Raw genomic sequence first — 21,449 nt, forward strand, 5'->3', positions numbered from 1 at the left:
GGCTAATGTTCAGCTGTCCAACATCCTCGGCCTACACTGAGCAACGGACATTTCGCGCATAGACAGCTAACCGGAACATCGGCGTCCTCGGACGACTGTTCAGCGGCGGGAGCGACGGATGACGGAAATTCGGCCCGATCTGGGGCGCAGGAAGTGGATCACCCTCGGCGTGCTGGCGCTGGGCCTGGGCATGGTGGTGCTGGACGGCACCATCGTCTCGGTATCGCTGCCGGTCCTCATCGACGAGCTCGGGCTGAATTTCACTCAGGCGCAATGGATCAACAGCATCTACGCGGTCGTGCTGGCCGCGCTGCTGATCACCAGCGGCCGACTCGGCGACCGGCTCGGACGGCGCACCATGTTCGCCGCGGGCGTCATCGTCTTCCTGCTCGGCAGCCTGCTCGCCGCGCGGGCGCACAGCGCGGGACCCCTCATCCTCGGCCGCGTCATCCAGGGCATCGGCGCGGCGGGCGTCATGCCCGGCACGCTGGCCACCGTGAACGCGCTGTTCCGCGGCCGCGACCGGGCCATCGCCTTCGCGGTGTGGGGCTCGGTCATCTCCGGCGTCGCCGCCATCGGGCCGCTGCTCGGCGGTTGGCTCACCACCTATTTCACCTGGCCCTGGATCTTCCTGGTGAACATCCCGCTGGGCATCGTGGTGCTGATCGGGCTGGTGCTGTTCGTCCCCGAGACCCGTACCGGCAAGAACGCGCCCGGCCTGGACGTGGACGGATTCCTGCTCAGCGCAATGGGTTTCGCGCTGCTGGTGTTCGCACTCATCGAGGGCCAGACCTACGGCTGGTGGAAACCGCTGCGGGAGTTCCCGATCGCCGGATGGAAATGGCCGGTCAGCGCGCCCATCTCGCCGATCCCGGTGCTGCTGGTGCTGGGCGTGCTGGCGCTGTACCTGTTCGTGAAGTGGGAACAGCACCGCCGTCTGATCGGTCGTTCCGCGCTGCTGGATCCGGCGCTGTTCAAGATCCCCAGCTTCCGGTGGGGCAATATCACCGCGTTCCTGGTGGCGCTGGGCGAATTCGGCCTGCTGTTCGTGCTGCCGCTGTTCATGGTGAACGTGCTCGGGCTGTCCACCCTCGGCGCGGGCTACGTGCTGGCCGCCATGGCCGTGGGCGCGTTCCTGGCCGCGGGGATCGCCGAAGGGCTGGTGCGGCGTTACGGGCCTGTGCGGGTGGTGCAGCTGGGCCTCGCCTTCGAGGTCGCCGCGGTGGCCCTGGCCGCGCTGTTCGTCACCCCGCACATCTCCGGCTGGTGGCTGGCGGTGCTGCTGATCGGGTACGGCATCGGGCTCGGCATGGCGTCCGCGCAACTGACCGGGACCGTGCTCGCCGATGTGCCGCCGCGCAATTCCGGTCAGGGCTCGGCCACCCAGAGCACGGTGCGGCAGGTCGGTTCGGCCTTCGGTACCGCGGTCGTCGGTGCGCTGCTGTCCGCGGCCCTGGCCCACGATCTGCCGCGCCGCCTCTCGACGGTCAAGGATCTGCCGCCGGACGCCGCCGACACCCTCGCCACCGCCACCCGGGAATCCGCGGGTGGCGCCATCCCCGGGGTGCGCGAGCACGGGGGCGGCGCGGCCATCGCGGACGCGCTGAGCCGGGCCTTCACCGACTCCACCCGCACCACCCTGCTGGCCGCCGCGCTGTTCCTGCTGGTGGGCCTGGCCGCGGCCACCCGCATCCCGAACCGGCCCTACACGGGAACCGCCGACAATGTGCCGCCCGACGACTCGCGGTCGATGTCCGACGGAACCGGGGACGATCAGAGCAGCTGACCGTCCCGGCACAGGCCGGACGAACGGGTCGACGTCTTCGGTTGCGTCACACCGGGTTCCTGATCAGTCGATCAGGCCGAGCGCGTGGAGGTGCTGGAAGACCAGCAGCGAACCGGGAGCGACCTCGTCCATGGCGGCGTACTCGGCGAGGGTGAACCAGCGCAGTTCGGCGATCTCGCCCGAGGCTCGCGGCTCCTCGGTGAGCTCGCCCAGGAAGCAGGTCATGTGCAGGCGGGTGCCGGGCGTGTGCCCGTACGCCTCGGCCTCGAACACGCCCAGCTCGCTCACCCCGGCCGTGCCGACCCCGAGCTCCTCGCGAATCTCCCTGTGCAGGGCCATCTCCGGGGTCTCGCCCGGATCGATCTTGCCGCCCGCCATGTAGAAGACGGTCTTTCCGTCGGACCGGGTCTGCAGCATGCGGCGGTCCCGGATGTGCGCCAGTGCCGCGGTACGAATCACGGCACCCACCCTAACCGGGTACCCGAGCGGGCCCGCCGGGGATCAACGCGTGGGCGGGGCGATCTTCCAATGCTCCTGCAACGCCTCGGCGATCTCCGGCAGGATGGTCACCGGAATCCGGCGCTGCCGCAACATGGTTCGGATCTCGGTGACCTGCTCGCGCTTGCGCTGGTCGTAGGCGCTCGCCACCGGGCGGTGCACCGGGGGGATGGACAGCAGCACCAGTTCCCGGTGCGGCTCGTCGCCGTCGGTCAGATCCAGCGCCAGCGTCCAGCGGCCGTGCTCGTCGAGCGCGAACCGCGCCGCCACCACCCGATCCCACGCCACCGTCGACGTGCCCCACGGCGTCCGGCGCACGATCGCCGCCTCGGTCAACTCCACCCCGTCCCGTCCGAACAGCAGAATCAACAATCCCACCGCGGCGGCCGCCCCGAAGAACAACCCCGTGAACACCCGATTCAGCCCGAAGACCCCGATCGTCCCGGCGCAGACCACCGCGACCAGGAACACGCCCGCCACCGCGTAACCGGCAATCCGGCGTCCCGGCACCACGCCCGCCCGCACCATCGCTCATCGCCTCCCGCAACCGACTGCGCGTCACCGTACCCGTCCCCGGTCCCGGGTGCCCGGAGATCTCGACACCGGCGCCGTCGCCGACCTAACCTACGATGCCCACTCCTACCGCCTCCGGCGGTGTGGGTCAGCATTACCCGAAGGAGCGACCCATGGTGCCAGCCGTCGATCTCGAACGCCGGTTGGGCGACCTGATCGAGGAGTACGGGGTGCCCGGCGCACAGGTCGCGGTCCTGACCGGCGGCCGGATCACCGACGCGGCCGCCGGGGTCCTCAACACCGCGACCGGCGTTGCGGCGACCACGGATTCGGTGTTCCAGATCGGATCGATCACCAAGCCGTGGACCGCGACCCTGATCATGCAGGCCGTCGCCGAGGGCCTGCTCGACCTCGACGCCCCGGTGCGGCGCTACCTGCCCGAATTCCGGGTGCGCGACGAGGACGCGGCCGCCGCCATCACCGTCCGGCAGCTGCTCGGCCACACCTCCGGCATCGACGGCGACCTGTTCCTCGACACCGGGCGCGGCGCGGACGCGGTCGCCAACTTCGTGCCCGCCATCGCCGACGCCGGGCAGGTGCACCGGCCCGGCGCCATGTTCTCCTACTGCAACAGCGGGTACGTGCTGCTCGGCCGCATCCTGGAAGTGTTGCGCGGCAAGCCCTTCGACACGCTGCTGCGGGAACGGCTGGTGACCCCGCTCGGGCTGACCCGGGTGGCCGCCGACGCCGACGAGGCCATCCTGTTCCGGGCCGCGGTCGGGCACACCGGATTCGAGCCCGAGACCGGCCCGCTGCCCGCGCCGGTGTGGGCGCTCCCGGCCTCCAATGCCCCGGCCGGCGCGCGGCTGGCCATGTCCGCGCGCGACCTGCTGGGGTTCGCCCGGCTGCACCTGTCCGGCGGCCGCGCCCCGGACGGGACCGCCGTGCTCCCCGAATCCGCGGTGCGGGACATGACCCGGCCGCACATCGAGGTGCCCGACATCGGCTACGGTACCCACTGGGGACTGGGCTGGCAGCTGTTCGACGCCGCCACCGGGCTGTTCGGGCACGACGGCAGCACCCTGGGCCAGAACGCCTTCCTGCGCATCGCGCCCGGCTCCGGCGTCGCGATCGCCTTGCTGGCCAATGGCGGAAGCGCGTTCGCGCTCTACCGGGACCTGGTCGAGGACCTGCTGTGGGAGCACGCGGGCATCCGGCTGCCCGCCCGCCCGGTGCCCCCGGCCCGCCCCGAGCCGGTCGACGCCGCCCGCGTCGGCGGCCGCTACCGCTCCGCCATGTACGAGCACGCCATCGACGTCGACCCCGACGGCCGCGCCTGGCTCTCCACCAAACCCCTCACCACCGAGGCCGCCCTGGTCGCGGTCCCCGACCGCATCGAAGTGCTGCACCTGCGGCCCGACGCCCTCATCGCCGCCCACCCGATCCGCGGCCGCCACACCGTCTACGGCCTGATCAACGGCGACGGGCACGCCGAGACGCGCTACCTTCACACCAGTCGCGCTATGCCCCGCCAGCCTTGACCCGAGGAGCGCTCATGAAGTTCGTCCTCTTCTACGACTCGGCCCCCGACTTCGCCACCACCGCGCCGATCTGGTTCGAGGCGCACAGCGCCCGCTGGCGCGAATTCGCCGACCGCGGCGAACTCCTGATGATTGGGCCCTTCGCCGATGCCGGGATCGACGGCGCCATGGCCATTTTCACCACCGAGGAGTCCGCCCGCCGGTTCGCCGAGGCCGACCCGTTCGTACTGCACGGCGTGGTCAGCGCCTGGCGCGTCAAACCCTGGCGGGAAGCGCTCGTCTGATCACCTGATCACGCTTCGAGCGCGACCGCCGCCTCGGCCGTGTACACCAGGAACGTCAGGCTCTCCTGGAAGTACAGCTGCACCGTCTCCGCGTCGTGGGAGAGATAGCCGATCGACAGGTCCTGGCCCAGCTGCAGATCGAAATCGCCGCCGCGCGTGGACAAGACGAACGCGCCGTCGATGGCCGGCGCCCAGATGATCTCGCCGTCGATGAGCCGCTCGATGTGCGTGCGGATCGGGTGACCGTGATCGGAGGTCTCGCTGACCGCGGTGTACAGGTCCGCGGACAACAGCACCGAATACGGGCCGTCCACACCGGCCAGCCGCAGCTTGCTCAATGCCTGTGCCACCGCTTCGGGGGCCAGACGCGCGTCACCGGGCAGCTTCACCGGCTCGCACGAGGTGGCGGCCCGGATGCCCTGGATCTCCGCCGCCGGATAGCCCTCGAAGATCGCACGGTCCTCCGCGAACGCGATCTTCTTGGCGGCCGCCTTCACCGGATCCAGGTCGGCGTCCTGCGCTCCGCGTTCCACATTGTCGAGCTCGGTGCGCGAAAGCGTGAACGGCACCCGCAATTCGATCAGCGGCACCACCGCGCGCTGCCGCGCCTGCACCCCCTCGCCCGGGGATTCGATCGCCGTGGTGCGGCCCGTGCCGACCGCGGAGTAGTCGACCCCGTGCGGTCCCGACAGATCGACCACGCGGCGACCGGCGATGTGCCGCTTGAAGGTTCGCGTCGCCTCCTCCTCGATGGCCTTCCATGCCTCCGAGGTGATCGGCGCCAGTTCGCGATGCAGGTTGTTCATGCGTCAGCTCCTTGTCGGTTCGACGATTTCGTAGCTACTCAACGATTTCGCAGCGTCCCGATTCCCAGCGACCCGTCCGGGGATCCCGCGCCATTGGATTCCGGCGCGGCGACCGCGACCGCCGGAGCGGGCGCGTCGGGAAGGTTGTCGAAGAACGCCGCGTGCGGGGCGAAGAACGAGGTACCGGTGATGGCGGTGGAGAAATCCAGGATGCGGTCGTACGCCGCCTCGTCGCTGCCCAGGAACATGCGGGTCAGCATGGCTTCGGGCACCGCCGGATCATCGGCATAGGCGATGTAGTAGGTGCCGTACTCGCCGTCCCGCACCGAGCCGAACGGCATATTGGCGCGCACGATATTGCCGGAGACATCCTGATCGTTCACGGCCACATGGGAATCCGCGGGCTGGTCGTCTTCGGAGAGCTCGAAGTCGTCGAGTTTGGTTCGCCCGATGACCCTTTCCTGCTCGGTGGTCGAGAGCGCCTTCCAGCTCGCCATATCGTGCAGGTACTTCTGCACCATCACGTAACTGCCACCGGCGAATTCGGGATCCTCGTCACCCACCAGCGCAGCGGTCACCGCGAGCTGGCCCTCCGGATTCTCGGTGCCGTCCACGAAACCGAGCAGATCGCGCTGCTCGAAATAACGGAAACCCACCGTCTGATCCACGATCGTGCCCGCTCCGGCCAGCCGCTCGGCGAGCTTCATCGCCAATTCGAAACAGGCGTCCTGGACCTCGGCCCGAATATGGAACAGCAGGTCACCCGGCGTGACCGGGGCCTGATGCTGCTCCCCGACATAACCCGGAAACTCGTGCAGCTGTGCGGGTTTCGGCCCGGCGAACAGACGATCCCAGGCCGCGGACCCGATGCTGGTGATGCAGGCCAGGCCCGAACCCGGCAGTCGGAAGCCGACCGAGCGGCGCAACCCGGGCAGATCTGCGAGCAAATCCCGCGCCACCGCCTCGCCCCCCTCATCGATGGTTACGACGAGGAAGAGTGCGGCCGGGGTGAGCGGGTCGATGATCGGCTGTGGCTCACGCATGAGCCCCAGCCTAGGCCCTGCCCTCGACCACCCGCCGGTCCGGTCCGTCCGTGTCGGGTCGCCCTACTTGGCCACGGTCAGCAGAAACGCCACGTCATCGATGGCTTTCACGCTGTGTCGTGCGTTCGGGATCACGATCAGATCGCCGGCCGAGCCCTTCCACTCGTTGGCGCCACTGATCAACACCAGCACCCCGCTGATCACCATGAGCGTCGCCTCGCCCTGATTCTCGTGCTCGGCGAGTGTCTGTCCGGCCGTCAACGCGATTACCGTCTGCCGCAGCGAATGCGTGTGGCCGCCGTAGATGGTCGACGAACTACGCCCGCTCGACGCCGTGGCGGCCAGCTTCAGCTGCTGGCGAGCAACCGCGGTCAGCGACTTCTTGTCCATGGACTGCCTTTCGCCGGAGTATCGCTGAGTATGCCGGACACACCCGGGGCGCTCGGCGGTTTCGGCGCGGTGTGTGCAGGAATTGCCGGACAAGGAATCCGCGCGTTATCGCCCCGTCACTCCGGGCTTGGAAGGACGCGTATAACGACGGAATCGATAGCGCAGACCCGTCGACGACTCCCGCCAATCGGCCGCCTCGGCCCGCCACTGCCGGTCGATCGCCGGGGCGACGGTGTCGCCGTCGACATCGGCGTCGATCTCGGTGACCATCAGCTCCGTCGCGAAAGGCATTGCCGCGCGGTAGATCTCACCGCCACCCATGATCCACACCGATTTGTCGCCGGTCATCTCCAGCGCCTCGGCCAGCGAACCCGCCCGCTCCGCGCCGTCCACCGCCCACTCCGGCTGCCGGGTCACGACGATATTGCGGCGGCCGTCCAGCGGACGGAAACGCACGGGCAGCGAATCCCAGGTCTTGCGGCCCATCACCACCGGATGACCGAAGGTGACGTCCTTGAAATGCGCCATGTCCTCGGGCACCCGCCACGGAATCGTATTGTCCCGCCCGATGATTCCCCGTGTCGTCTGCGCCCAGATCAGGCCGACGGTTCTGCTCACACCGCCACCGGCGCCTTGATGGCCGGATGATGCTGGTAGCCCTCGATTTCCACGTCCTCGTATTCGTAGTCGAACAACGAGGGAGCGGGACGCAGGTGCAGCTTCGGGAACGGGTACGGCTCACGGGTCAGCTGCTCGCGCACCTGCTCCACGTGATTGTCGTAGATGTGGACGTCGCCGCCGGTCCAGATGAACTCGCCGGGCTGCAGTTCGGTCTGCTGCGCCACCATCAGGGTCAGCAGCGCGTAGCTGGCGATATTGAACGGGACGCCCAGGAACAGGTCCGCGCTGCGCTGATACAGCTGGCACGACAGCTTGCCGTCGGCCACATAGAACTGGAAGAAGGCGTGGCAGGGGGCCAGGGCCATCTTGTCCAGCTCGGCCACGTTCCAGGCCGACACGATAATGCGGCGCGAGTCCGGGTCGGTGCGCAGGGTCTGCAGCACCTGCGAGATCTGATCGATGTGGGTGCCGTCCGGGCTGGGCCACGACCGCCACTGCACGCCGTAGACCGGGCCCAATTCGCCCTGCTTGTCGGCCCATTCGTCCCAGATGGTGACGCCGTGCTCGCGCAGCCAGCTCACGTTCGAGTCACCGCGCAGGAACCACAGCAACTCGTAGACGATCGACTTGAGATGCACCTTCTTGGTGGTGATCAGCGGAAAGCCCTGCGACAGGTCGTAGCGCAGCTGATGTCCGAAGATGCTGCGGGTGCCGGTGCCGGTGCGATCCGCCTTCGGGGTGCCGGACTCCAGCACCAGTCGGAGCAGGTCCTCGTACTGGGTATCTCGGGCGCTCTCCACGCCTGGCAAGCTTACGCACCGTGCGAAAGTTGTTTGTGATCGGAATCGGGGCCGGGGACCCGGACCAGGTGACGGTGCAGGCCGTCAAGGCGATGCGCCAGGTCGACGTGTTCTTCCTGATCGGCAAGGGGGCCGAGAAACAGGAGCTCACGGACGTGCGCGCGGCGATCCTGGCCGAACACGTCCGGCAACCGCACACGGTCGTGGAGATCACCGACCCGCCGCGTGATCGCAGCGTGCCCGCGCGTGGCGCCGACGCCGCCTACCAGGGCGTGGTCGCCGACTGGCACGAGGCGCGCGCCGAACTCCTGGAACGGGCCTTCGCCGGAACCGAGGGCGTCGGCGGCATTCTCGTCTGGGGCGACCCGTCCCTCTACGACAGCACCCTGCGCATCGTCGAACGCGTCCTCGACCGCGGCCGCATCCAATTCGACTACGAGGTCATCCCCGGCATCACCAGTGTGCAGGCCCTCGCCGCGGCCCACCGGACCGTCCTGCACGAGATCGGCGAACCCCTCCACATCACCACCGGCCGCCGGCTGCGCGACGAGGGGCTGGCCGACGGTCAATCCACCCTGGTCATGCTCGACGGCGAATGCTCGTTCACCCAGCTGCCCGGCGACGACATCTACATCTGGTGGGGCGCCTACCTCGGCATGCCCGACGAAGTCGTCATCGAAGGCCCACTGCGCGTCGTCGAATCCCGCATCACCCGCCGCCGCGCCGCCCTCCGCGAAGCCAAGGGCTGGATCATGGACATCTACCTGCTGCGCCGCTCCCTCTGATGCTCAGATCGCGGCGGCGGCTCGTGCCCGCTCGATCTCGTTGATGTGGGTCTCGGTCCACATACGCAGGGCGGCAATGGGTTCGGCGAGACTGCGGCCCAAGTCGGTGAGTTCGTACTCCACGCGCGGGGGGATGGTGGGATGCACTGTGCGGGTGAGGAATCCGTCGGTTTCCAGGCTGCGTAGGGTCTGGGTGAGCATCTTCTGGGATACCCCGCCGATGCGGCGGGACAGTTCGGTGTAGCGCAGGGTGCCCTGGTCCAGCAGTGAATCGATCACCAGCACCGTCCATTTGCCGGCGATGTGATCGAGCACCTGGCGAGTGGGGCATTTCGCCGAGTAGGCGTCGGCGGGGAGGCCCGAGGATTCCACGACTGTCACCTTTTCGAGAGTAGCGCACTATTTAGTGCCTTCTTCCCGATCGAGAGTCACTCTCCGATAGTTAGTGGTATGACATCGATGAGCGTCGCCGACGCGATCCGCACCCGCCGCACAGTCCGCCACTATCGGCCCGACCCGGTCCCGGCGGAGGCCCTCGACACCCTGATCGAACTCGCCATGGAGGCGCCCTCCAGCTGGAATTTGCAGGACCGGTCGCTGGTGGTGGTGACCGACACGGCCGGGCGCGAAGGTCTGACCCGGGCCACCGGTGGCCAGCCCCAGCCCGCCGAGGCCCCCGTCATGCTGGTCTTCGTCGCCGAACCACATGCCTGGCGGGCGGATCGGTCCGACATCTTCGAACTCGCTCGCGGCAATCAGGCCTGGAGCGAGGAGTTCACGGCCGGATTCGCCGCCGCGTCCACCGAGTTCCAGCAGGGGCTGGCCGAGCGCGGCCTGCTGCGCGAATACGCGGTGAAGGACGCCATGATCGCGGCGAGCTACGTCATGCTGGCCGCGACCGAACTTGGGCTCGCCACCGCGCCCATGAACGGGTGGGACGAGGACGAGGTGAAGAAGGTGATCGGGCTCGACGGGCGTGATGACGCGGCTGTCGCGCTGCTCATGTCGGTCGGATACGCCGCCGAGAGCCGTCGGCATCCGGGGCGGCGCCCGCTCGGCCGCACCGTGTTCCACGGGGCGTATCCCGCGCGCTGAAGCCCGGGTGTGTCGGGCGGTCGGGTTAGGGTGGAGGCGATCGCCCGGGTCGGCTGGCTCGGGTGGATGCCTCGGGGATTGGAGGAGATCCGTTGCCCGAACTACCGGAGATTGTGGCGCTCGAGCAGTTTCTGGTCGAGCATGCGGTGGGGGCGGTGGTCGGGCGGGTCGACGTGGCCGCGCTCAGCGTGCTGAAAACCTTCGATCCGCCGGCGACCGCGCTGTCCGGGCGGGACGTGACCGGGGTGGGGCACTGGGGCAAGCACCTCGGAATGGATTGCGACGGGCTGTGGTTGATCACCCACCTGTCACGAGGCGGCTGGCTGCGCTGGATCGACGAACCCGGCGCCAACCCGCCCAAGCCCGGTAAAGGCCCGCTCGCGCTGCGCGTGCACTTATTCACGCCCGAGGGCGCCACGCCCGCTTTCGATCTCACCGAGGCGGGCACCAAGAAGCGGCTGGCCGTGTGGATTACGGCCGATCCGCTCTCGGTGCCCGGCATCGCCCGCCTGGGCCCCGACGCGCTCGCGGTGAGCGAACCCGAATTCGCCGAGATCCTCGGCAGCACCTCCCAGCGTGTGAAGAACGCCCTCACCGACCAAACCCTGCTGGCCGGCATCGGCAACGCCTACTCCGACGAAATCCTGCACACCGCAAAGCTTTCCCCCTTCGCCAACTCCGGCACCCTCAACCCCCAGCAGCTGGCCGCCCTCTACTCGGCCATGCGCGCCACCCTCTCCGACGCCATCCTGCGCTCGGTAGGCCAGGACGCCGCCCGCCTCAAGGGCGAGAAACGCTCCGGCTTCCAGGTCCACGCCCGCACCGGCCTCCCCTGCCCGGTCTGCGGCGACACCGTCCGCGAAGTCTCCTACGCCGACAAGTCCTTCCAGTACTGCCCCACCTGCCAGACCTCCGGCAAGATCCTCGCCGACCGCCGCATGTCCCGCCTGCTCAAGTAGCAGGGTCAGCGATTGTCCGGGTGGGTGACCTTCTGGACATCGACCAACCCTGTCAGGCCGGTGAAATCATCCGGATTGACCGTGAACAACGGCAATCCGTGCACGGAGGCGATGGCGGCGATCATCAAGTCGACCCGCCGGGGCTTGGGATTGCGCCCCGCCGCGAGCACCGACGCGACGACGTGCCCGAACCGCCGCGCTGCCCGGGTATCGAAGGGGAGCGGCTCGAACAGGGCTTCCGCATTCTGGAGGCGTTCGATCCGGCTGGCGCGTTCACCCGGTTCGGTCGCGAAATGCGGGCCCGCCGCGAGTTCGGCCATCGTCACCGCGCTGACGACCAACTCGGCGGGCAGCTCATCCGGGTCCAGTGCCTCGAGCAGAATGAGCACGTTCGTATCGACCAGGCCGCGAACGGGTACCGGGCTCATTCGCCACCGTCTTCCGCGAATTCCCCACGGCGATAGGCCCGGTCGTAGGGGTCGTACAGCGAATCGTCGATGAGTTCAGCCGAATTGCTCGGTGTTCCCGTTGCGGCACCGGACGGTCCGCTGAAGGCCGCGATGGCTTCGGAGAGCGGAACGGCCGCGCGCCGGCGCAGATTCCGGTGCGGAACCAGATCCGCGACCGGGGTTCCATCGACCGTGATGGTGTAGGAGCGCCCGGCGCGGACCTCGCGGAGGACCCGGCTCGCATCGTTCCGCAGCTCCCGCTGAGGGATCTCCGGAAGCTCCGCTGGACTCGTCATCATCCCAGGATACGGGACTGGCTACAGCGTTACTACGCTTTCGCTACACCGCTCCATGACGTGCTTCGGAACCTCGATGCCCGCCTCCAGATCGGCGGCGGGGATCGGGGCGTCGAAGACCTGCCGGAGGGGGAGGACTCCGGCCCACACACCGCCGGTTTCGATGTCCTCGGGGGTGTCGCGCGGGCCGCCGGTGCGGATCTTGACCGAGGCCTCGGCCAGGTCGAGGGCCAGGACCGCGGTGGCGGCCATCTCCTTCTTGTCGGGGGAGCGGACCGAGTCCCAGGTGCCGGGGGCGGCCTGCTCGACGATGACGCGGAGGGCGTGCATGCGTTCCTCCGGGTCGGTGACCTCGACCGGCCGGGCGTGGATCACGGCCGAGCGGTAGTTCATGGAGAAGTGCATGGCGGAGCGGGCGTAGACGATGCCGTCGACGTGGGTGACGGTCAGGGAGACGTCGCCGGTCATGGCGGCGCGCAGGTTGCCGGCGCCGGTGGAGCCGTGCAGGTAGAGGGTGTCGCCGTCGCGGCCGTAGATGGTGGGGATGACCGCCGGGGCGCCGTGCAGCAGGACACCGAGATGGCAGAGCAGACCGGTGTCGAGGATGGCGTCCAGGTCGGCGCGGTCGGTGCTGCCCCGCTCCTTGGACCGGGTGAGGCTGCTGCGCGAGGTGGGTGACAATGGGGTCCGGGTCGTCGCTGTCTCACTCATATGACCAGTGTCGGCCGGGAATTGGCATTGTTGAATAGCCAATTCTTCAGAAGATCCGCAGACCACTTTGGGGGGGGTTCGTGCCGTTCACGCTGGCGCATCCGGCGGCCGTCTTGCCCTTGCGGCGGGCGTTCTGGTTTCCCGGGCTCGTCGCCGGGAGCATCGCGCCGGACCTGCCCTACTACCTGTGGACGGGTGTGGATGGTTCGGTGGCCCATGCGCTGTGGGGGCTGCCGGTGGACGCGCTGCTGGGGGCGATCCTGGTCGCGGTCGCCTGGGGACTGCGCGGCGCGGTGCAAGGGATGCTCGGCAAGGCGATCGGCGGGAGTCGGCCGGGGGTGGTGGCGGCGGTCGCGGCCCTGATCGTCGGCGCGATGACGCACCTGGCGTGGGACGAGTTCACCCACACCGATGGTATCGCGGTACGGCATTGGGAAGCGTTGCGGGAAGCCGTGATCGGGCCACATCGGGTGTACAACGTGATCGGGTACGTCTCGTCCGTCGGCGGCATGCTGCTGCTCGCGGGGTATGCGATCGCCTGGTATCGAGGGGCGCGGCCCGTCCCTCGGGATCCCCGGCGGGGCTGGGTCTCGGCTGCGCTGATCGCGGTCGCGGCGGTCGCGGCCCTCTACGCTCGCACCGATCCGATCACGGACGTGAGTCTCTACGACTGCGTTCGGCACATGACGATCTACGCGATCACCAGCGCCGGGGCGGGGTTCGTTCTCTATGCCCTCGTCTCGCAGGGTTTGAGGCGTCGAGTGGCATCCTGATATCAAATATTCGCCGAGATATCAGGAGGCCACTTGCGCGGGAATCGCCTGGTCGACGACGATCTGCCGTTCGCCATCGAGCGGGAGGGGCGGGAGCCGCTGGCCGTGCAGGTGGCCGACGGGCTGCGGCGGGCCGCGACCAGCGGGGCGCTGCGCGGCGGTGATCGGCTGCCGTCGTCGCGGGAGTTGGCTGCTCGGCTGGGGGTGAGCCGGACGGTGGTGACGGCCGCCTATGACCAGTTGCATGCGGAGGGGTGGCTGGACGGCCGGCACGGGTCGGGGACGTATCTGACGGCCACGCCGCCGCGGGTGGACGCGCAGGGCGACGGGCCGCAGCGGGTCGACCCGCTGGCCGGGCTGCTGGATCTGGGTGCGGGGGCGCCCTCGATCGAGGCCATCGACGCCGCTGCGTGGCGTCGCGCCTGGCGGGCCGCGTCGGATCGGACGCCGGTGATCCGGCGGGATCGGCGCGGGGAGGCCGCGTATCGCGAAGCCGTGGTGGAGCACCTGCTGCGGCATCGAGGATTGGGTGCGGGCAGTGGGGCGACCGTCCTCGCCACCGCCGGAACCAGCGCGGCGGCAGGCGAACTCGCGGCCGCGTTGCTGCGGCCCGGCGATGTGGTGGCGATCGAGGATCCGGGGTATCAGCGGGCGGGCGGCGCGTTCCGGGCGGCGGGCGCGCGCCTGGTGCCGGTGCCGGTCGACGCCGACGGGCTGCGCGTCGAGCTGCTGCCCGAGAACGCGCGCATGGTGTATTGCACTCCCGCACACCAGTTTCCGCTCGGCGCGCGCATGCCCGCGGCGCGTCGGGTGCAGCTCATCGAATTCGCGCGCCGCACGGGAGCCCTCGTGATCGAGGACGACTACGACGGCGAATTGCGGTACGACACCGCGCCGCTGCCCCTGCTGGCCACCCTCGCCCCGGACGTGGTCGTGCACCTCGGCACCACCAGCAAGATCCTCACCCCCACGCTCGGAACCGGCTGGCTGGTGGCCGATCCCGCCGTCACCGAGGCGGTGCTCGCCCACCGCGAACTCACCGGCACCAGCCCTTCGCCCGCCGGACAGCAGGTGATGGCCGAACTCGCCCGCGCGGGAGACCTCGCCCGGCATCTGCGCCGCCTGCGCCGCGACATGCCCGCCCGCCGCGCCCTCGTCCTGGAGGAACTGCGCCGCCACGGTCTGGAGGTGCGCGGCGACGACGCGGGTTCGCACGTCTACGTCCCCCTCGCGAGCGCGGAGCAGGAGGATCGCGCGATCGCCGCGTCCCGCGCGGACGGCGTCTACCTGGACGGTCTGTCCCGCCACCACGTCGGTCCCCGGCGCACCTTCGGCATAGCCCTCGGATACGCCGCCCTGCCCGCGGCGGACCTGCCCGGCGCGGTCCGGTTGGCCGGAAACGCGCTGGCCCGGGTCGTACAGTGGACCGCATGACCGAAAAGGACATCCACGCGCGCATCAAGGAACTCGTGGATCGTGAGCACGAGCTGCGCGCCCAGACCACCGGCGGCGAACTCGACCCGGAGGCCGAACGCCGCCAGCTCGCCGAGATCGAGGTCCAGCTCGACCAGTGCTGGGACCTGCTCCGCCAGCGCCGCGCCCGCCTCGACCAGGGCCGCAACCCCGACGAGGCCCAGCCCAACTCCGCCCGCCAGGTCGAGGGCTACCTCCAGTAGCGACCCGAACAACCCGCCTCCGGGACCGCGGCGACGAGCGGTCCCGGACCTGCGCCCGGCCGGGTGGGTCCGGGCCTCCGGAATCGGCCGGTGTCGCCCGGGCCCGGTGGGGGAGCCGCTCGTCCCGGGGTGGCGAGAGTCGCCATATATGGGGTCCGGGGGCGTAGGCCCTGGGAGCGGCCCAGCGTTGGGTCTACGCTTTTCCAATGGTGGCAACCACAGACATCACGACCGCGGACGGTGTGGTTCGCGGAATCCGGGGCCGCCGCGTCTCACGCTGGCGGTCCATTCCCTTCGCCGCGCCGGCGGTCGGCGACTTGCGCTTTCGGGCGCCGCAGTCGGTGCGGCCCTGGACCGGGGTGCGGGACGCGACCGTCTTCGGCTATGCCGCAATGCAACACCGTGACGGTGCGCGGATCGGGCCGCGGCAGGCGCAGGCGACGGGGGAGGACTGCCTCACACTGAATGTGGTGGCGCCGAACTCGCCGTCGGGGACGCCACGGCCGGTGATGGTGTTCATCCACGGCGGCGGCTACATGATCGGAACCTCCGCGCTGCGACTGTATTCCGGTGCGCGGCTGGCGGCCCGGGGCGATGTGGTTGTGGTGTCGGTCAACTACCGGCTGGGCGCGTTCGGGTACGTCGATTTCGGTGAATACTCCACGCCCGACCGGCAATTCGACTCCAATCTGGGGCTGCGGGACCAGGTCGCCGCCCTGGAATGGGTGCAGCGCAATATCGCGGCCTTCGGCGGCGACCCCGGCAATGTCACCATATTCGGTGAATCCGCGGGCGCGCACGCGGTGCTGTCGCTCATGGCGACCCCCGCCGCGGTCGGGCTGTTCCATCGCGGCATCGCGCAGAGCGCGCCCGCCGACTGGGCGCCGAGCCAGGCCGAGGCCCGCCTCTTCGCCCGCCGCTGCCTCGACGAACTCGGCATCGACCCCGCCGACGCCGCGCAGGCCCTGAGCACCGCCGGGGCCAATGACATTCGTAAGGGCGTCGATCGCGCGCTGGCCCGCGTCATGCACGAACAGCCGGGCCTGTTCCCGGTCTCCCCGGTGGTGGACGGCGAATTCCTGCCCGCCGCACCGGTCGCCGCGTTCGCCAACGGCACCGCGCACCGGGTGCCGCTGATCCTGGGCACCAACCGCGACGAGGCCACCCTGTTCGTACGCCTCGACGACACCCTGCCCACCACCCCCGACCGCATGCGCTGGCTGCTGCGCCACGTCGACCAGGCCCTCGAGGCCGACGGTGAGGGCCCCATCTTCACCAAACTCGGCCAGACCATGCCGACCTCGGAGGAACGCCTGCACGACGCGCTCTCCGAATACGGCGCGGCCGTCGAATCCCGGGTCGCCGCCGCCTATCCCGGCTTCCCCGGCAAGAAGGCCGCCGTCCGGATGGGCGGCGACTTCACCTTCTGGCGGCCCTCGGTCCGGGTCATGGAGGCGCACAGCCGGTTCGCGCCCACCTACGCCTACCGCTACGACTTCGCCCCGCGCGCAGTGCATTTGAGCGGTTTCGGTGCGACCCACGCCCTCGATCTGATCCCCGTGTTCGGCGCGGTCGACACGGGGATCGGCCGGGCCATGACGGCACTGGGCGGGCATCGCGGATTCCAGTCGGTGTCCAAACAGTTCCAGGACAACTGGTTGTCCTTCGCCCGCACCGGCGCCCCGCTCCCGGCCTGGCCCGCTTACACCGAGGAGCGGCGCGCCACCCTCATCATCGATTCCCCGAGCCGGGTCGAATTCGACCCGGACCGCACCAAACGCCTGGCCTGGCAAGGGGTTCGGATTCCGGCGCTCACCTGAGCGGCGTTACCAGCGCGTGTACGGCAGGTCGAGCGCGGACAGTTCCGCGTCGGCCAGCGCCGTGAGCGCCGCGGCCGTGGGCACCGCGTCGGGGTCCAGGCTGACCAGCGACAGCGTGTAGGTGTCGGCGATCCGGGTCAGGTACCCGGACAGCCGGGTGCGGGGCAGGGCGTCGAGCCGCAGCCCCGGGTGGATGGCGCGCGCCGCCACCCCGGTGCAGGCGTGCGGTCCCAGCGCCAGCAGCGATTCGGGCAGATTGCCGATATTGGAGCACAGGATGTCGCGCTCACCCGCGCCCTTGGCCAGCCGGTACGCCCAGCGGTCGGGGATGACCTGCAGGAGTTCCTCGGGGATGCCGCCGGGGCTGGTCATGCGGTGCTCGTAGGCCCGGCGGGCCTGCTGCCGCAGGGAGGCCGGGGTGTCGTCGCGGGTGATGGCGATCTCGGTCATGGACATGTCGTTGTCCACGCGCGGCTCGTCGCGAGTGTCGACGGGGAGGCTGGCGGCGATGGTGTCGGGCTGGAATCCGCCGGCCCACAGCATTTTCGCGATCACGTACACGAACAGGCTGTTGGCGGTTCCCTCGTGCGCGACGGCGACGCGATTCCAGTCGCGGGCCGGAATCTGCAGCACGGTCGCGCGGGTGGCCGGTCGGTCACCGGCTTTCCTGCCGCCCGACACCGTCTTCCGGTCGGCGTTCGGCGCCGGTCGCGCCGGGATGCCGCGGCGCAGCGCGCGAGCGGTTCCGCCCAGCACGGTCGCCCACATGCCACGCGCGTCGGCCCAATCCGAATGTCCCGCAACGGGAGCCGCGAGCGGAATGCCCGACAGCGCGTTGTCGATGGCCAGGGTCAGCGCGCGTCCGTCGGCCAGGGCGTGCGAGCAGGTCAGCGCGACCAGGCAGCCGCCGTCGTCGAGCCGCGCCGCCGAGAGCCGCCAGCCGGGCCCGGTCTCCGGGTTCAGGTCCTCGCCCTGCCGGTCGGCCCAGTCCAGGATCGCGGCGACCGGAATCGGCTCGCTCGTCATGGTGAACGGGTACGCGGACTCGGTGGGCTGCCAGCGCGGCCGCGCCCCGGGCACCCGGGAGCGGATCACGCGCCGGCCCAGCGGCCCGGTGCGCAGATCGCGGTGCACCCGCCACAGCAGCGCCGGATGCACGGGTTCGGCGGTACGCCAGAGTCCCTGCAGGACGATCGGGGTGCCCAGACCCCGATGCGACCGCAGGAAGATCTCGTCCAGCACGCTCAGCCGATTCATCGAACGGTTAGCGTACCGATCGGTCCGGCAGCGCGCTGCCGGGCGTATACGGGGCCTCCGCGAGGCGGGCACGCCGTGCCGAGTCGGGCTGCTGTCCCGCCGCTCGCGCGGTCCGCTCCGACGGCGCCTCTCCGCGCCGCGGCTGCGCTGACTACGCGCTGTTGCCGTGCCGCCCCGCGCCGGCGGCGAAACGCCGGGCGCCGTCGAGCGCGCCGTCCATCAGCGCCTTCATGCCGTGCCGCAGTTCGTTGGAGATCGCCGCCGGCTCCTCGAGACCGTCCTGCTCCAGCACCGACATCCGGTCCGAGCGCAGGCAGGTCTGCGGCAGCGCCGCCAGTTCGAGCGCGAGTTCCTCGGCGGCGCGCCGGGATTCGCCGTTCGGCACCACCCGGTTCACCAGGCCGATCTGCAGCGCCTCGGTGGCCCCGACCGCGCGGCCGGTGAGGATCAGATCCATGGCCCGGCCCTCGCCGATGATACGCGGCAGCCGCACCGTGCCACCGTCGATGAGCGGCACGCCCCAGCGGCGGCAGAAGACGCCGAAGGTGCTGTCCTGCTCCGCGATTCGCAGATCGCACCACAGCGCCAGCTCGATGCCGCCCGCGACCGCGTAGCCGGAGACCGCCGCGATGACCGGTTTGGACAGTTTCATGCGGGTGGGACCCATGGGCCCGTCGCCGTCCTCGGTGACCTGATTGGAGCGCTCGGTGCCCAGCGCCTTGAGGTCGGCGCCGGCGCAGAAGGTGCCGCCGTCGCCCCACAGCACGGCGACCGCGGCGGTGGGGTCGGCGTCGAAGTCGCGGAAGGCGTCGGCCAGGGCTTTCGCGGTGGGTCCGTCGACCGCGTTGCGGGCTCCGGGGCGGTGCAGGATCACGGTGTAGACGGGGCCGTTGCGCTCCACTCGTACTGTCACGGGCCCGACGTTACGCCGTGAACAGGGCTGCGGCGCGAAGCGTCTCGAATGAAGGGTGGCGGTGGGTGACGGGTGGGCTTGCGTCAAGAAATGAATCAGTGGTTCACTTCTTTCATGGCCTATCGGAGAACACCCGCTGTCCAGGCTCGACTGGACGCCCAGGCGGGGGCGATCGTGCGCGCGGCCATGACCGTCCTCTCCCGTGACGGCTTCTCCGGACTGTCCATGGCCGCCGTCGCCGCCGAGGCCGGGGTCGCCACCGGCACCGTCTACAAGAACTTCAGCGGCAAGGCCGAACTCGTCACCGCTGTCTTCCGCGAGGTCGTCACCCGCGAGGTCGACGCCGTCGCCGAGGCGGGCGCGGCGGGGGCGGGCCGCACCGCCTCCGATCGGGTCACCGCGGCCGTCGAGACCTTCGCGGGCCGCGCCCTCAAGAACCCCAAACTCGCCTACGTGCTGCTTGCCGAGCCCGTGGACACCGCCGTCGACGCCGAACGCCTGCGCTTCCGCCGGGCCTTCGCCGAGACCTACGTGGCCGCCATCGCCGACGGCATCGCCAATGGCCAACTGCCGCCGCAGGATCCGGCGACCTCCGCCACCGCGCTGGTCGGCGCGATCGGTGAGGTGCTGGTCGGGCCGCTCTCCCAGCAGCTCCAGAGCGAGTCGGTGCTGCCGGAACTGGTCGCCTTCGCCCTGCGCGCCCTCGGCGTCCCCGCCGAAGCCCGCGGCGTCCCCCACGAATAGGAGTCACCCGTCATGCACACCCACGACGTCTTCAACCAGGTGCCGCCCATCTCCCCGTTCGACAACTCGCGCAACCCCGCGCTGATCGAGGGCCTGCACCGGGAGGGCGCTGGCTGGGCCGAGTCCGAGGTGCGGGAACTGGGCGTGCTCGCGGGCGGGATCGAGGCCCAGGAGTGGGGCCGGGTCGCCAACGAGTACCCGCCGGTCCTGCACACCCACGACCGCTACGGCCACCGCATCGACGAGGTGGAATTCCACCCGTACTGGCACAACCTGATGGACGTCGCGGTCACCCACGGCCTGCACGGCGCGCCGTGGCGCGACGACCGGCAGGGCGCGCACACCGCCCGCGCCGCCAAGTTCTTCACGTGGGGCATCGCCGACGCGGGGCACATGTGCCCGATCTCCATGACCTACGCGGTGGTCCCCGCACTGCGCCACAATCCGGAGTTGTCCGCGAAGTACGAGCCGCTGCTCGCCTCGCGCACTTACGATTTCGGCCTGCGCGAGCCGTCCACCAAGGCCGGTCTCATCGCGGGCATGTCCATGACCGAGAAGCAGGGCGGCTCCGACGTCCGCGCCAACACCACCACCGCCACCCCGCTGACCGACGGCAGTTACCGCATCGTCGGCCACAAATGGTTCACCTCGCACCCCATGGGCGACATGTTCCTCACCCTGGCCCAGGCGCCGGGCGGGCTGTCCTGCTTCCTGCTGCCCCGGGTGCTGCCCGACGGCACCCGCAACGCGCTGCGCATCCAGCGGCTGAAGGACAAGCTGGGCAACAAGTCCAACGCCTCCTCCGAACTCGAGTACGAGAACGCCATCGGCTGGCTGGTCGGCGCGGAGGGCGCGGGCGTCAAGACCATCATCGAGATGGTCAACATGACTCGCCTGGACTGCGTGATCGGCTCGGCCACCGGCATGCGCGCCGGGGTCGTCTTCGCCACCCACCACGCCCGCCACCGGGAGGTGTTCGGCAAGAAGCTCATCGATCAGCCCGCCATGCGAAACGTGCTGGCGGACCTGGTGATCGAATCCGACGCCGCCACCACCGTCATGATGCGCCTGGCCGGGGCCACCGACCGCGCCGACTCCGATCCGGCCGAGGCGGCGCTGCGCCGCATCGCGCTCGCGGTCACCAAGTACTGGGTGTGCAAGCGGGCCCCCGCGCACGCGGCCGAGGCGCTGGAATGCTTCGGCGGCAACGGATACGCCGAGGAATCCGGCATGCCGCGCCTGTACCGGGAAGCCCCGCTCATGTCCATCTGGGAGGGTTCGGGCAATGTGGCGGCGCTGGACGCGTTGCGCGCCATGGGCCGTCAGCCCGAGACCGTCGAGGCGTTCTTCAACGAGGTCAACCTGGCTCGCGGCGGCAACCGCCACCTGGACGAGGCCATCGACCGGATCGGCAAGGAGCTCACCGACTTCGCCGACATCGAATACCGGGCCCGCCGCGTGGTCGAGCTGATGGCGCTGGTGCTGCAGGGCGCGCAGCTGGTGCGGCACGGCCACCCGGCGGTCGCGGACGCCTTCTGCGAGACCAGGTTCGGCGGCGACTGGGGCATCGCGTTCGGCACCCTGCCCGGGGGCGTGGACGTCGAATCGATCATCCAGCGCGGCTACGTGGACTGACCGCTCACCGGGTGGCTGTGATCTACGACAATCTGTCGTAATCGGATGTCACGT

25 protein-coding genes are annotated in these 21,449 nt (G+C 69.9%); 12 read left to right on the plus strand and 13 right to left on the minus strand.

The window, feature by feature from the left end; translation table 11 throughout:
• Positions 1 to 118: 118 nt before the first annotated feature.
• Positions 119 to 1,786, plus strand: coding sequence for an MFS transporter (locus ACFV4K_RS12945; protein ID WP_379274540.1), 1,668 nt, complete (start codon positions 119 to 121; stop codon positions 1,784 to 1,786).
• A gap of 63 nt (positions 1,787 to 1,849) precedes the next feature.
• Here the strand turns inward: ACFV4K_RS12945 and ACFV4K_RS12950 are convergent, their stop codons facing one another.
• On the minus strand, positions 1,850 to 2,245 hold the full coding sequence (locus tag ACFV4K_RS12950) for an NUDIX domain-containing protein (protein ID WP_379274542.1): 396 nt from the start codon (positions 2,243 to 2,245) through the stop codon (positions 1,850 to 1,852).
• Between the two features lie 42 nt (positions 2,246 to 2,287).
• Positions 2,288 to 2,812, minus strand: a complete 525-nt coding sequence (locus ACFV4K_RS12955) for a hypothetical protein (protein ID WP_357091273.1) — start codon at positions 2,810 to 2,812, stop codon at positions 2,288 to 2,290.
• A 158-nt stretch (positions 2,813 to 2,970) separates the two neighbouring features.
• Here ACFV4K_RS12955 and ACFV4K_RS12960 point away from each other — a divergent pair, with 158 nt between their 5' ends.
• Together ACFV4K_RS12960 and ACFV4K_RS12965 are read left to right on the plus strand one after the other, a co-directional pair.
• Positions 2,971 to 4,338: a serine hydrolase domain-containing protein gene (locus ACFV4K_RS12960; RefSeq protein WP_379274544.1), complete on the plus strand. Its 1,368-nt coding sequence runs from the start codon at positions 2,971 to 2,973 to the stop codon at positions 4,336 to 4,338.
• Between the two features lie 14 nt (positions 4,339 to 4,352).
• Positions 4,353 to 4,622, plus strand: coding sequence for a YciI family protein (locus tag ACFV4K_RS12965; RefSeq protein ID WP_379274546.1), 270 nt, complete (start codon positions 4,353 to 4,355; stop codon positions 4,620 to 4,622).
• Positions 4,623 to 4,630: 8 nt separating this feature from the next.
• On the opposite strand, the gene ACFV4K_RS12970 is transcribed toward ACFV4K_RS12965, so the two are convergent.
• The 5 genes from ACFV4K_RS12970 to ACFV4K_RS12990 form a co-directional block, all read right to left on the minus strand.
• On the minus strand, positions 4,631 to 5,428 hold the full coding sequence (locus ACFV4K_RS12970; RefSeq protein WP_379274548.1) for a family 1 encapsulin nanocompartment shell protein: 798 nt from the start codon (positions 5,426 to 5,428) through the stop codon (positions 4,631 to 4,633).
• Positions 5,429 to 5,466: 38 nt separating this feature from the next.
• Complete coding sequence (locus tag ACFV4K_RS12975) at positions 5,467 to 6,471, minus strand: Dyp-type peroxidase (protein ID WP_379274550.1); 1,005 nt, start codon at positions 6,469 to 6,471, stop codon at positions 5,467 to 5,469.
• Positions 6,472 to 6,534: 63 nt separating this feature from the next.
• Positions 6,535 to 6,861 (minus strand): cupin domain-containing protein, encoded by a 327-nt coding sequence (locus ACFV4K_RS12980; protein WP_379274551.1) that lies wholly within the window; start codon positions 6,859 to 6,861, stop codon positions 6,535 to 6,537.
• Positions 6,862 to 6,966: 105 nt separating this feature from the next.
• The gene (locus ACFV4K_RS12985) at positions 6,967 to 7,479 is read right to left on the minus strand and encodes a dihydrofolate reductase (protein WP_379274553.1); all 513 of its coding nucleotides are present in this window, start codon (positions 7,477 to 7,479) and stop codon (positions 6,967 to 6,969) included.
• Entirely contained in the window at positions 7,476 to 8,282 is an 807-nt protein-coding gene (locus tag ACFV4K_RS12990) for a thymidylate synthase (RefSeq protein ID WP_357280759.1), read from the minus strand. Before ACFV4K_RS12990 ends, ACFV4K_RS12985 begins: the two co-directional genes overlap by 4 nt.
• A gap of 20 nt (positions 8,283 to 8,302) precedes the next feature.
• On the opposite strand from ACFV4K_RS12990, the gene cobF reads away from it, so the two are divergent.
• On the plus strand, positions 8,303 to 9,067 hold the full coding sequence (gene cobF / locus ACFV4K_RS12995; RefSeq protein ID WP_379274555.1) for a precorrin-6A synthase (deacetylating): 765 nt from the start codon (positions 8,303 to 8,305) through the stop codon (positions 9,065 to 9,067).
• A 3-nt stretch (positions 9,068 to 9,070) separates the two neighbouring features.
• Here the strand turns inward: cobF and ACFV4K_RS13000 are convergent, their stop codons facing one another.
• Positions 9,071 to 9,439, minus strand: coding sequence for a winged helix-turn-helix transcriptional regulator (locus tag ACFV4K_RS13000; protein WP_379274587.1), 369 nt, complete (start codon positions 9,437 to 9,439; stop codon positions 9,071 to 9,073).
• A gap of 78 nt (positions 9,440 to 9,517) precedes the next feature.
• On the opposite strand from ACFV4K_RS13000, the gene ACFV4K_RS13005 reads away from it, so the two are divergent.
• Together ACFV4K_RS13005 and ACFV4K_RS13010 are read left to right on the plus strand one after the other, a co-directional pair.
• Complete coding sequence (locus tag ACFV4K_RS13005; protein WP_379274557.1) at positions 9,518 to 10,162, plus strand: nitroreductase family protein; 645 nt, start codon at positions 9,518 to 9,520, stop codon at positions 10,160 to 10,162.
• Positions 10,163 to 10,254: 92 nt separating this feature from the next.
• A complete protein-coding gene (locus ACFV4K_RS13010; protein WP_379274559.1) occupies positions 10,255 to 11,121 on the plus strand; it encodes an Fpg/Nei family DNA glycosylase in 867 nt (288 codons plus the stop codon).
• 5 nt (positions 11,122 to 11,126) lie between these two features.
• On the opposite strand, the gene ACFV4K_RS13015 is transcribed toward ACFV4K_RS13010, so the two are convergent.
• Genes ACFV4K_RS13015 through ACFV4K_RS13025 form a run of 3 tightly spaced genes read right to left on the minus strand, consistent with a single transcriptional unit; the run spans position 11,127 to position 12,577 of the window.
• The gene (locus ACFV4K_RS13015) at positions 11,127 to 11,549 is read right to left on the minus strand and encodes a type II toxin-antitoxin system VapC family toxin (protein ID WP_379274561.1); all 423 of its coding nucleotides are present in this window, start codon (positions 11,547 to 11,549) and stop codon (positions 11,127 to 11,129) included.
• Positions 11,546 to 11,866 (minus strand): type II toxin-antitoxin system Phd/YefM family antitoxin, encoded by a 321-nt coding sequence (locus tag ACFV4K_RS13020; RefSeq protein ID WP_379274563.1) that lies wholly within the window; start codon positions 11,864 to 11,866, stop codon positions 11,546 to 11,548. The genes ACFV4K_RS13015 and ACFV4K_RS13020 overlap by 4 nt, the downstream gene beginning before the upstream one ends.
• 21 nt (positions 11,867 to 11,887) lie before the next feature.
• Entirely contained in the window at positions 11,888 to 12,577 is a 690-nt protein-coding gene (locus ACFV4K_RS13025) for a pyridoxamine 5'-phosphate oxidase family protein (RefSeq protein WP_379274565.1), read from the minus strand.
• An 80-nt stretch (positions 12,578 to 12,657) separates the two neighbouring features.
• Here ACFV4K_RS13025 and ACFV4K_RS13030 point away from each other — a divergent pair, with 80 nt between their 5' ends.
• The 4 genes from ACFV4K_RS13030 to ACFV4K_RS13045 all read left to right on the plus strand — a co-directional run bounded on the left by ACFV4K_RS13030 (position 12,658) and on the right by ACFV4K_RS13045 (position 16,846).
• A complete protein-coding gene (locus ACFV4K_RS13030) occupies positions 12,658 to 13,350 on the plus strand; it encodes a DUF4184 family protein (protein WP_379274566.1) in 693 nt (230 codons plus the stop codon).
• Between the two features lie 33 nt (positions 13,351 to 13,383).
• Positions 13,384 to 14,784: a PLP-dependent aminotransferase family protein gene (locus ACFV4K_RS13035; protein WP_379274568.1), complete on the plus strand. Its 1,401-nt coding sequence runs from the start codon at positions 13,384 to 13,386 to the stop codon at positions 14,782 to 14,784.
• On the plus strand, positions 14,781 to 15,026 hold the full coding sequence (locus ACFV4K_RS13040) for a DUF2630 family protein (RefSeq protein ID WP_357280742.1): 246 nt from the start codon (positions 14,781 to 14,783) through the stop codon (positions 15,024 to 15,026). Before ACFV4K_RS13035 ends, ACFV4K_RS13040 begins: the two co-directional genes overlap by 4 nt.
• A gap of 206 nt (positions 15,027 to 15,232) precedes the next feature.
• The gene (locus tag ACFV4K_RS13045) at positions 15,233 to 16,846 is read left to right on the plus strand and encodes a carboxylesterase/lipase family protein (protein ID WP_379274570.1); all 1,614 of its coding nucleotides are present in this window, start codon (positions 15,233 to 15,235) and stop codon (positions 16,844 to 16,846) included.
• Positions 16,847 to 16,852: 6 nt separating this feature from the next.
• Here the strand turns inward: ACFV4K_RS13045 and ACFV4K_RS13050 are convergent, their stop codons facing one another.
• Both ACFV4K_RS13050 and ACFV4K_RS13055 read right to left on the minus strand, forming a co-directional pair.
• On the minus strand, positions 16,853 to 18,103 hold the full coding sequence (locus ACFV4K_RS13050; RefSeq protein WP_379274572.1) for a hypothetical protein: 1,251 nt from the start codon (positions 18,101 to 18,103) through the stop codon (positions 16,853 to 16,855).
• Positions 18,104 to 18,254: 151 nt separating this feature from the next.
• Positions 18,255 to 19,016, minus strand: a complete 762-nt coding sequence (locus ACFV4K_RS13055) for a crotonase/enoyl-CoA hydratase family protein (protein ID WP_379274574.1) — start codon at positions 19,014 to 19,016, stop codon at positions 18,255 to 18,257.
• A 114-nt stretch (positions 19,017 to 19,130) separates the two neighbouring features.
• Here ACFV4K_RS13055 and ACFV4K_RS13060 point away from each other — a divergent pair, with 114 nt between their 5' ends.
• Entirely contained in the window at positions 19,131 to 19,760 is a 630-nt protein-coding gene (locus ACFV4K_RS13060; protein ID WP_379274575.1) for a TetR/AcrR family transcriptional regulator, read from the plus strand.
• 12 nt (positions 19,761 to 19,772) lie between these two features.
• Entirely contained in the window at positions 19,773 to 21,395 is a 1,623-nt protein-coding gene (locus ACFV4K_RS13065; protein WP_379274577.1) for an acyl-CoA dehydrogenase family protein, read from the plus strand.
• The last annotated feature ends 54 nt before the right edge of the window (positions 21,396 to 21,449 follow it).

It is taken from the genome of Nocardia sp. NPDC059764, assembly GCF_042732555.1.
GTDB lineage: Bacteria > Actinomycetota > Actinomycetes > Mycobacteriales > Mycobacteriaceae > Nocardia.

Excerpts from the sequence above, each read along its gene's own strand:
- ACFV4K_RS12945 (WP_379274540.1), top strand. The coding sequence starts at position 119 with ATGACGGAAATTCGGCCCGATCTGGGGCGCAGGAAGTGGATCACCCTC.
- ACFV4K_RS12955 (WP_357091273.1), bottom strand. The coding sequence starts at position 2,812 with ATGGTGCGGGCGGGCGTGGTGCCGGGACGCCGGATTGCCGGTTACGCG.
- ACFV4K_RS12960 (WP_379274544.1), top strand. The coding sequence starts at position 2,971 with ATGGTGCCAGCCGTCGATCTCGAACGCCGGTTGGGCGACCTGATCGAG.
- ACFV4K_RS12965 (WP_379274546.1), top strand. The coding sequence starts at position 4,353 with ATGAAGTTCGTCCTCTTCTACGACTCGGCCCCCGACTTCGCCACCACC.
- ACFV4K_RS12970 (WP_379274548.1), bottom strand. The coding sequence starts at position 5,428 with ATGAACAACCTGCATCGCGAACTGGCGCCGATCACCTCGGAGGCATGG.
- ACFV4K_RS12975 (WP_379274550.1), bottom strand. The coding sequence starts at position 6,471 with ATGCGTGAGCCACAGCCGATCATCGACCCGCTCACCCCGGCCGCACTC.
- ACFV4K_RS12980 (WP_379274551.1), bottom strand. The coding sequence starts at position 6,861 with ATGGACAAGAAGTCGCTGACCGCGGTTGCTCGCCAGCAGCTGAAGCTG.
- ACFV4K_RS13005 (WP_379274557.1), top strand. The coding sequence starts at position 9,518 with ATGACATCGATGAGCGTCGCCGACGCGATCCGCACCCGCCGCACAGTC.
- ACFV4K_RS13015 (WP_379274561.1), bottom strand. The coding sequence starts at position 11,549 with ATGAGCCCGGTACCCGTTCGCGGCCTGGTCGATACGAACGTGCTCATT.
- ACFV4K_RS13020 (WP_379274563.1), bottom strand. The coding sequence starts at position 11,866 with ATGACGAGTCCAGCGGAGCTTCCGGAGATCCCTCAGCGGGAGCTGCGG.
- ACFV4K_RS13025 (WP_379274565.1), bottom strand. The coding sequence starts at position 12,577 with ATGAGTGAGACAGCGACGACCCGGACCCCATTGTCACCCACCTCGCGC.
- ACFV4K_RS13040 (WP_357280742.1), top strand. The coding sequence starts at position 14,781 with ATGACCGAAAAGGACATCCACGCGCGCATCAAGGAACTCGTGGATCGT.
- ACFV4K_RS13045 (WP_379274570.1), top strand. The coding sequence starts at position 15,233 with ATGGTGGCAACCACAGACATCACGACCGCGGACGGTGTGGTTCGCGGA.
- ACFV4K_RS13050 (WP_379274572.1), bottom strand. The coding sequence starts at position 18,103 with ATGAATCGGCTGAGCGTGCTGGACGAGATCTTCCTGCGGTCGCATCGG.
- ACFV4K_RS13060 (WP_379274575.1), top strand. The coding sequence starts at position 19,131 with ATGGCCTATCGGAGAACACCCGCTGTCCAGGCTCGACTGGACGCCCAG.
- ACFV4K_RS13065 (WP_379274577.1), top strand. The coding sequence starts at position 19,773 with ATGCACACCCACGACGTCTTCAACCAGGTGCCGCCCATCTCCCCGTTC.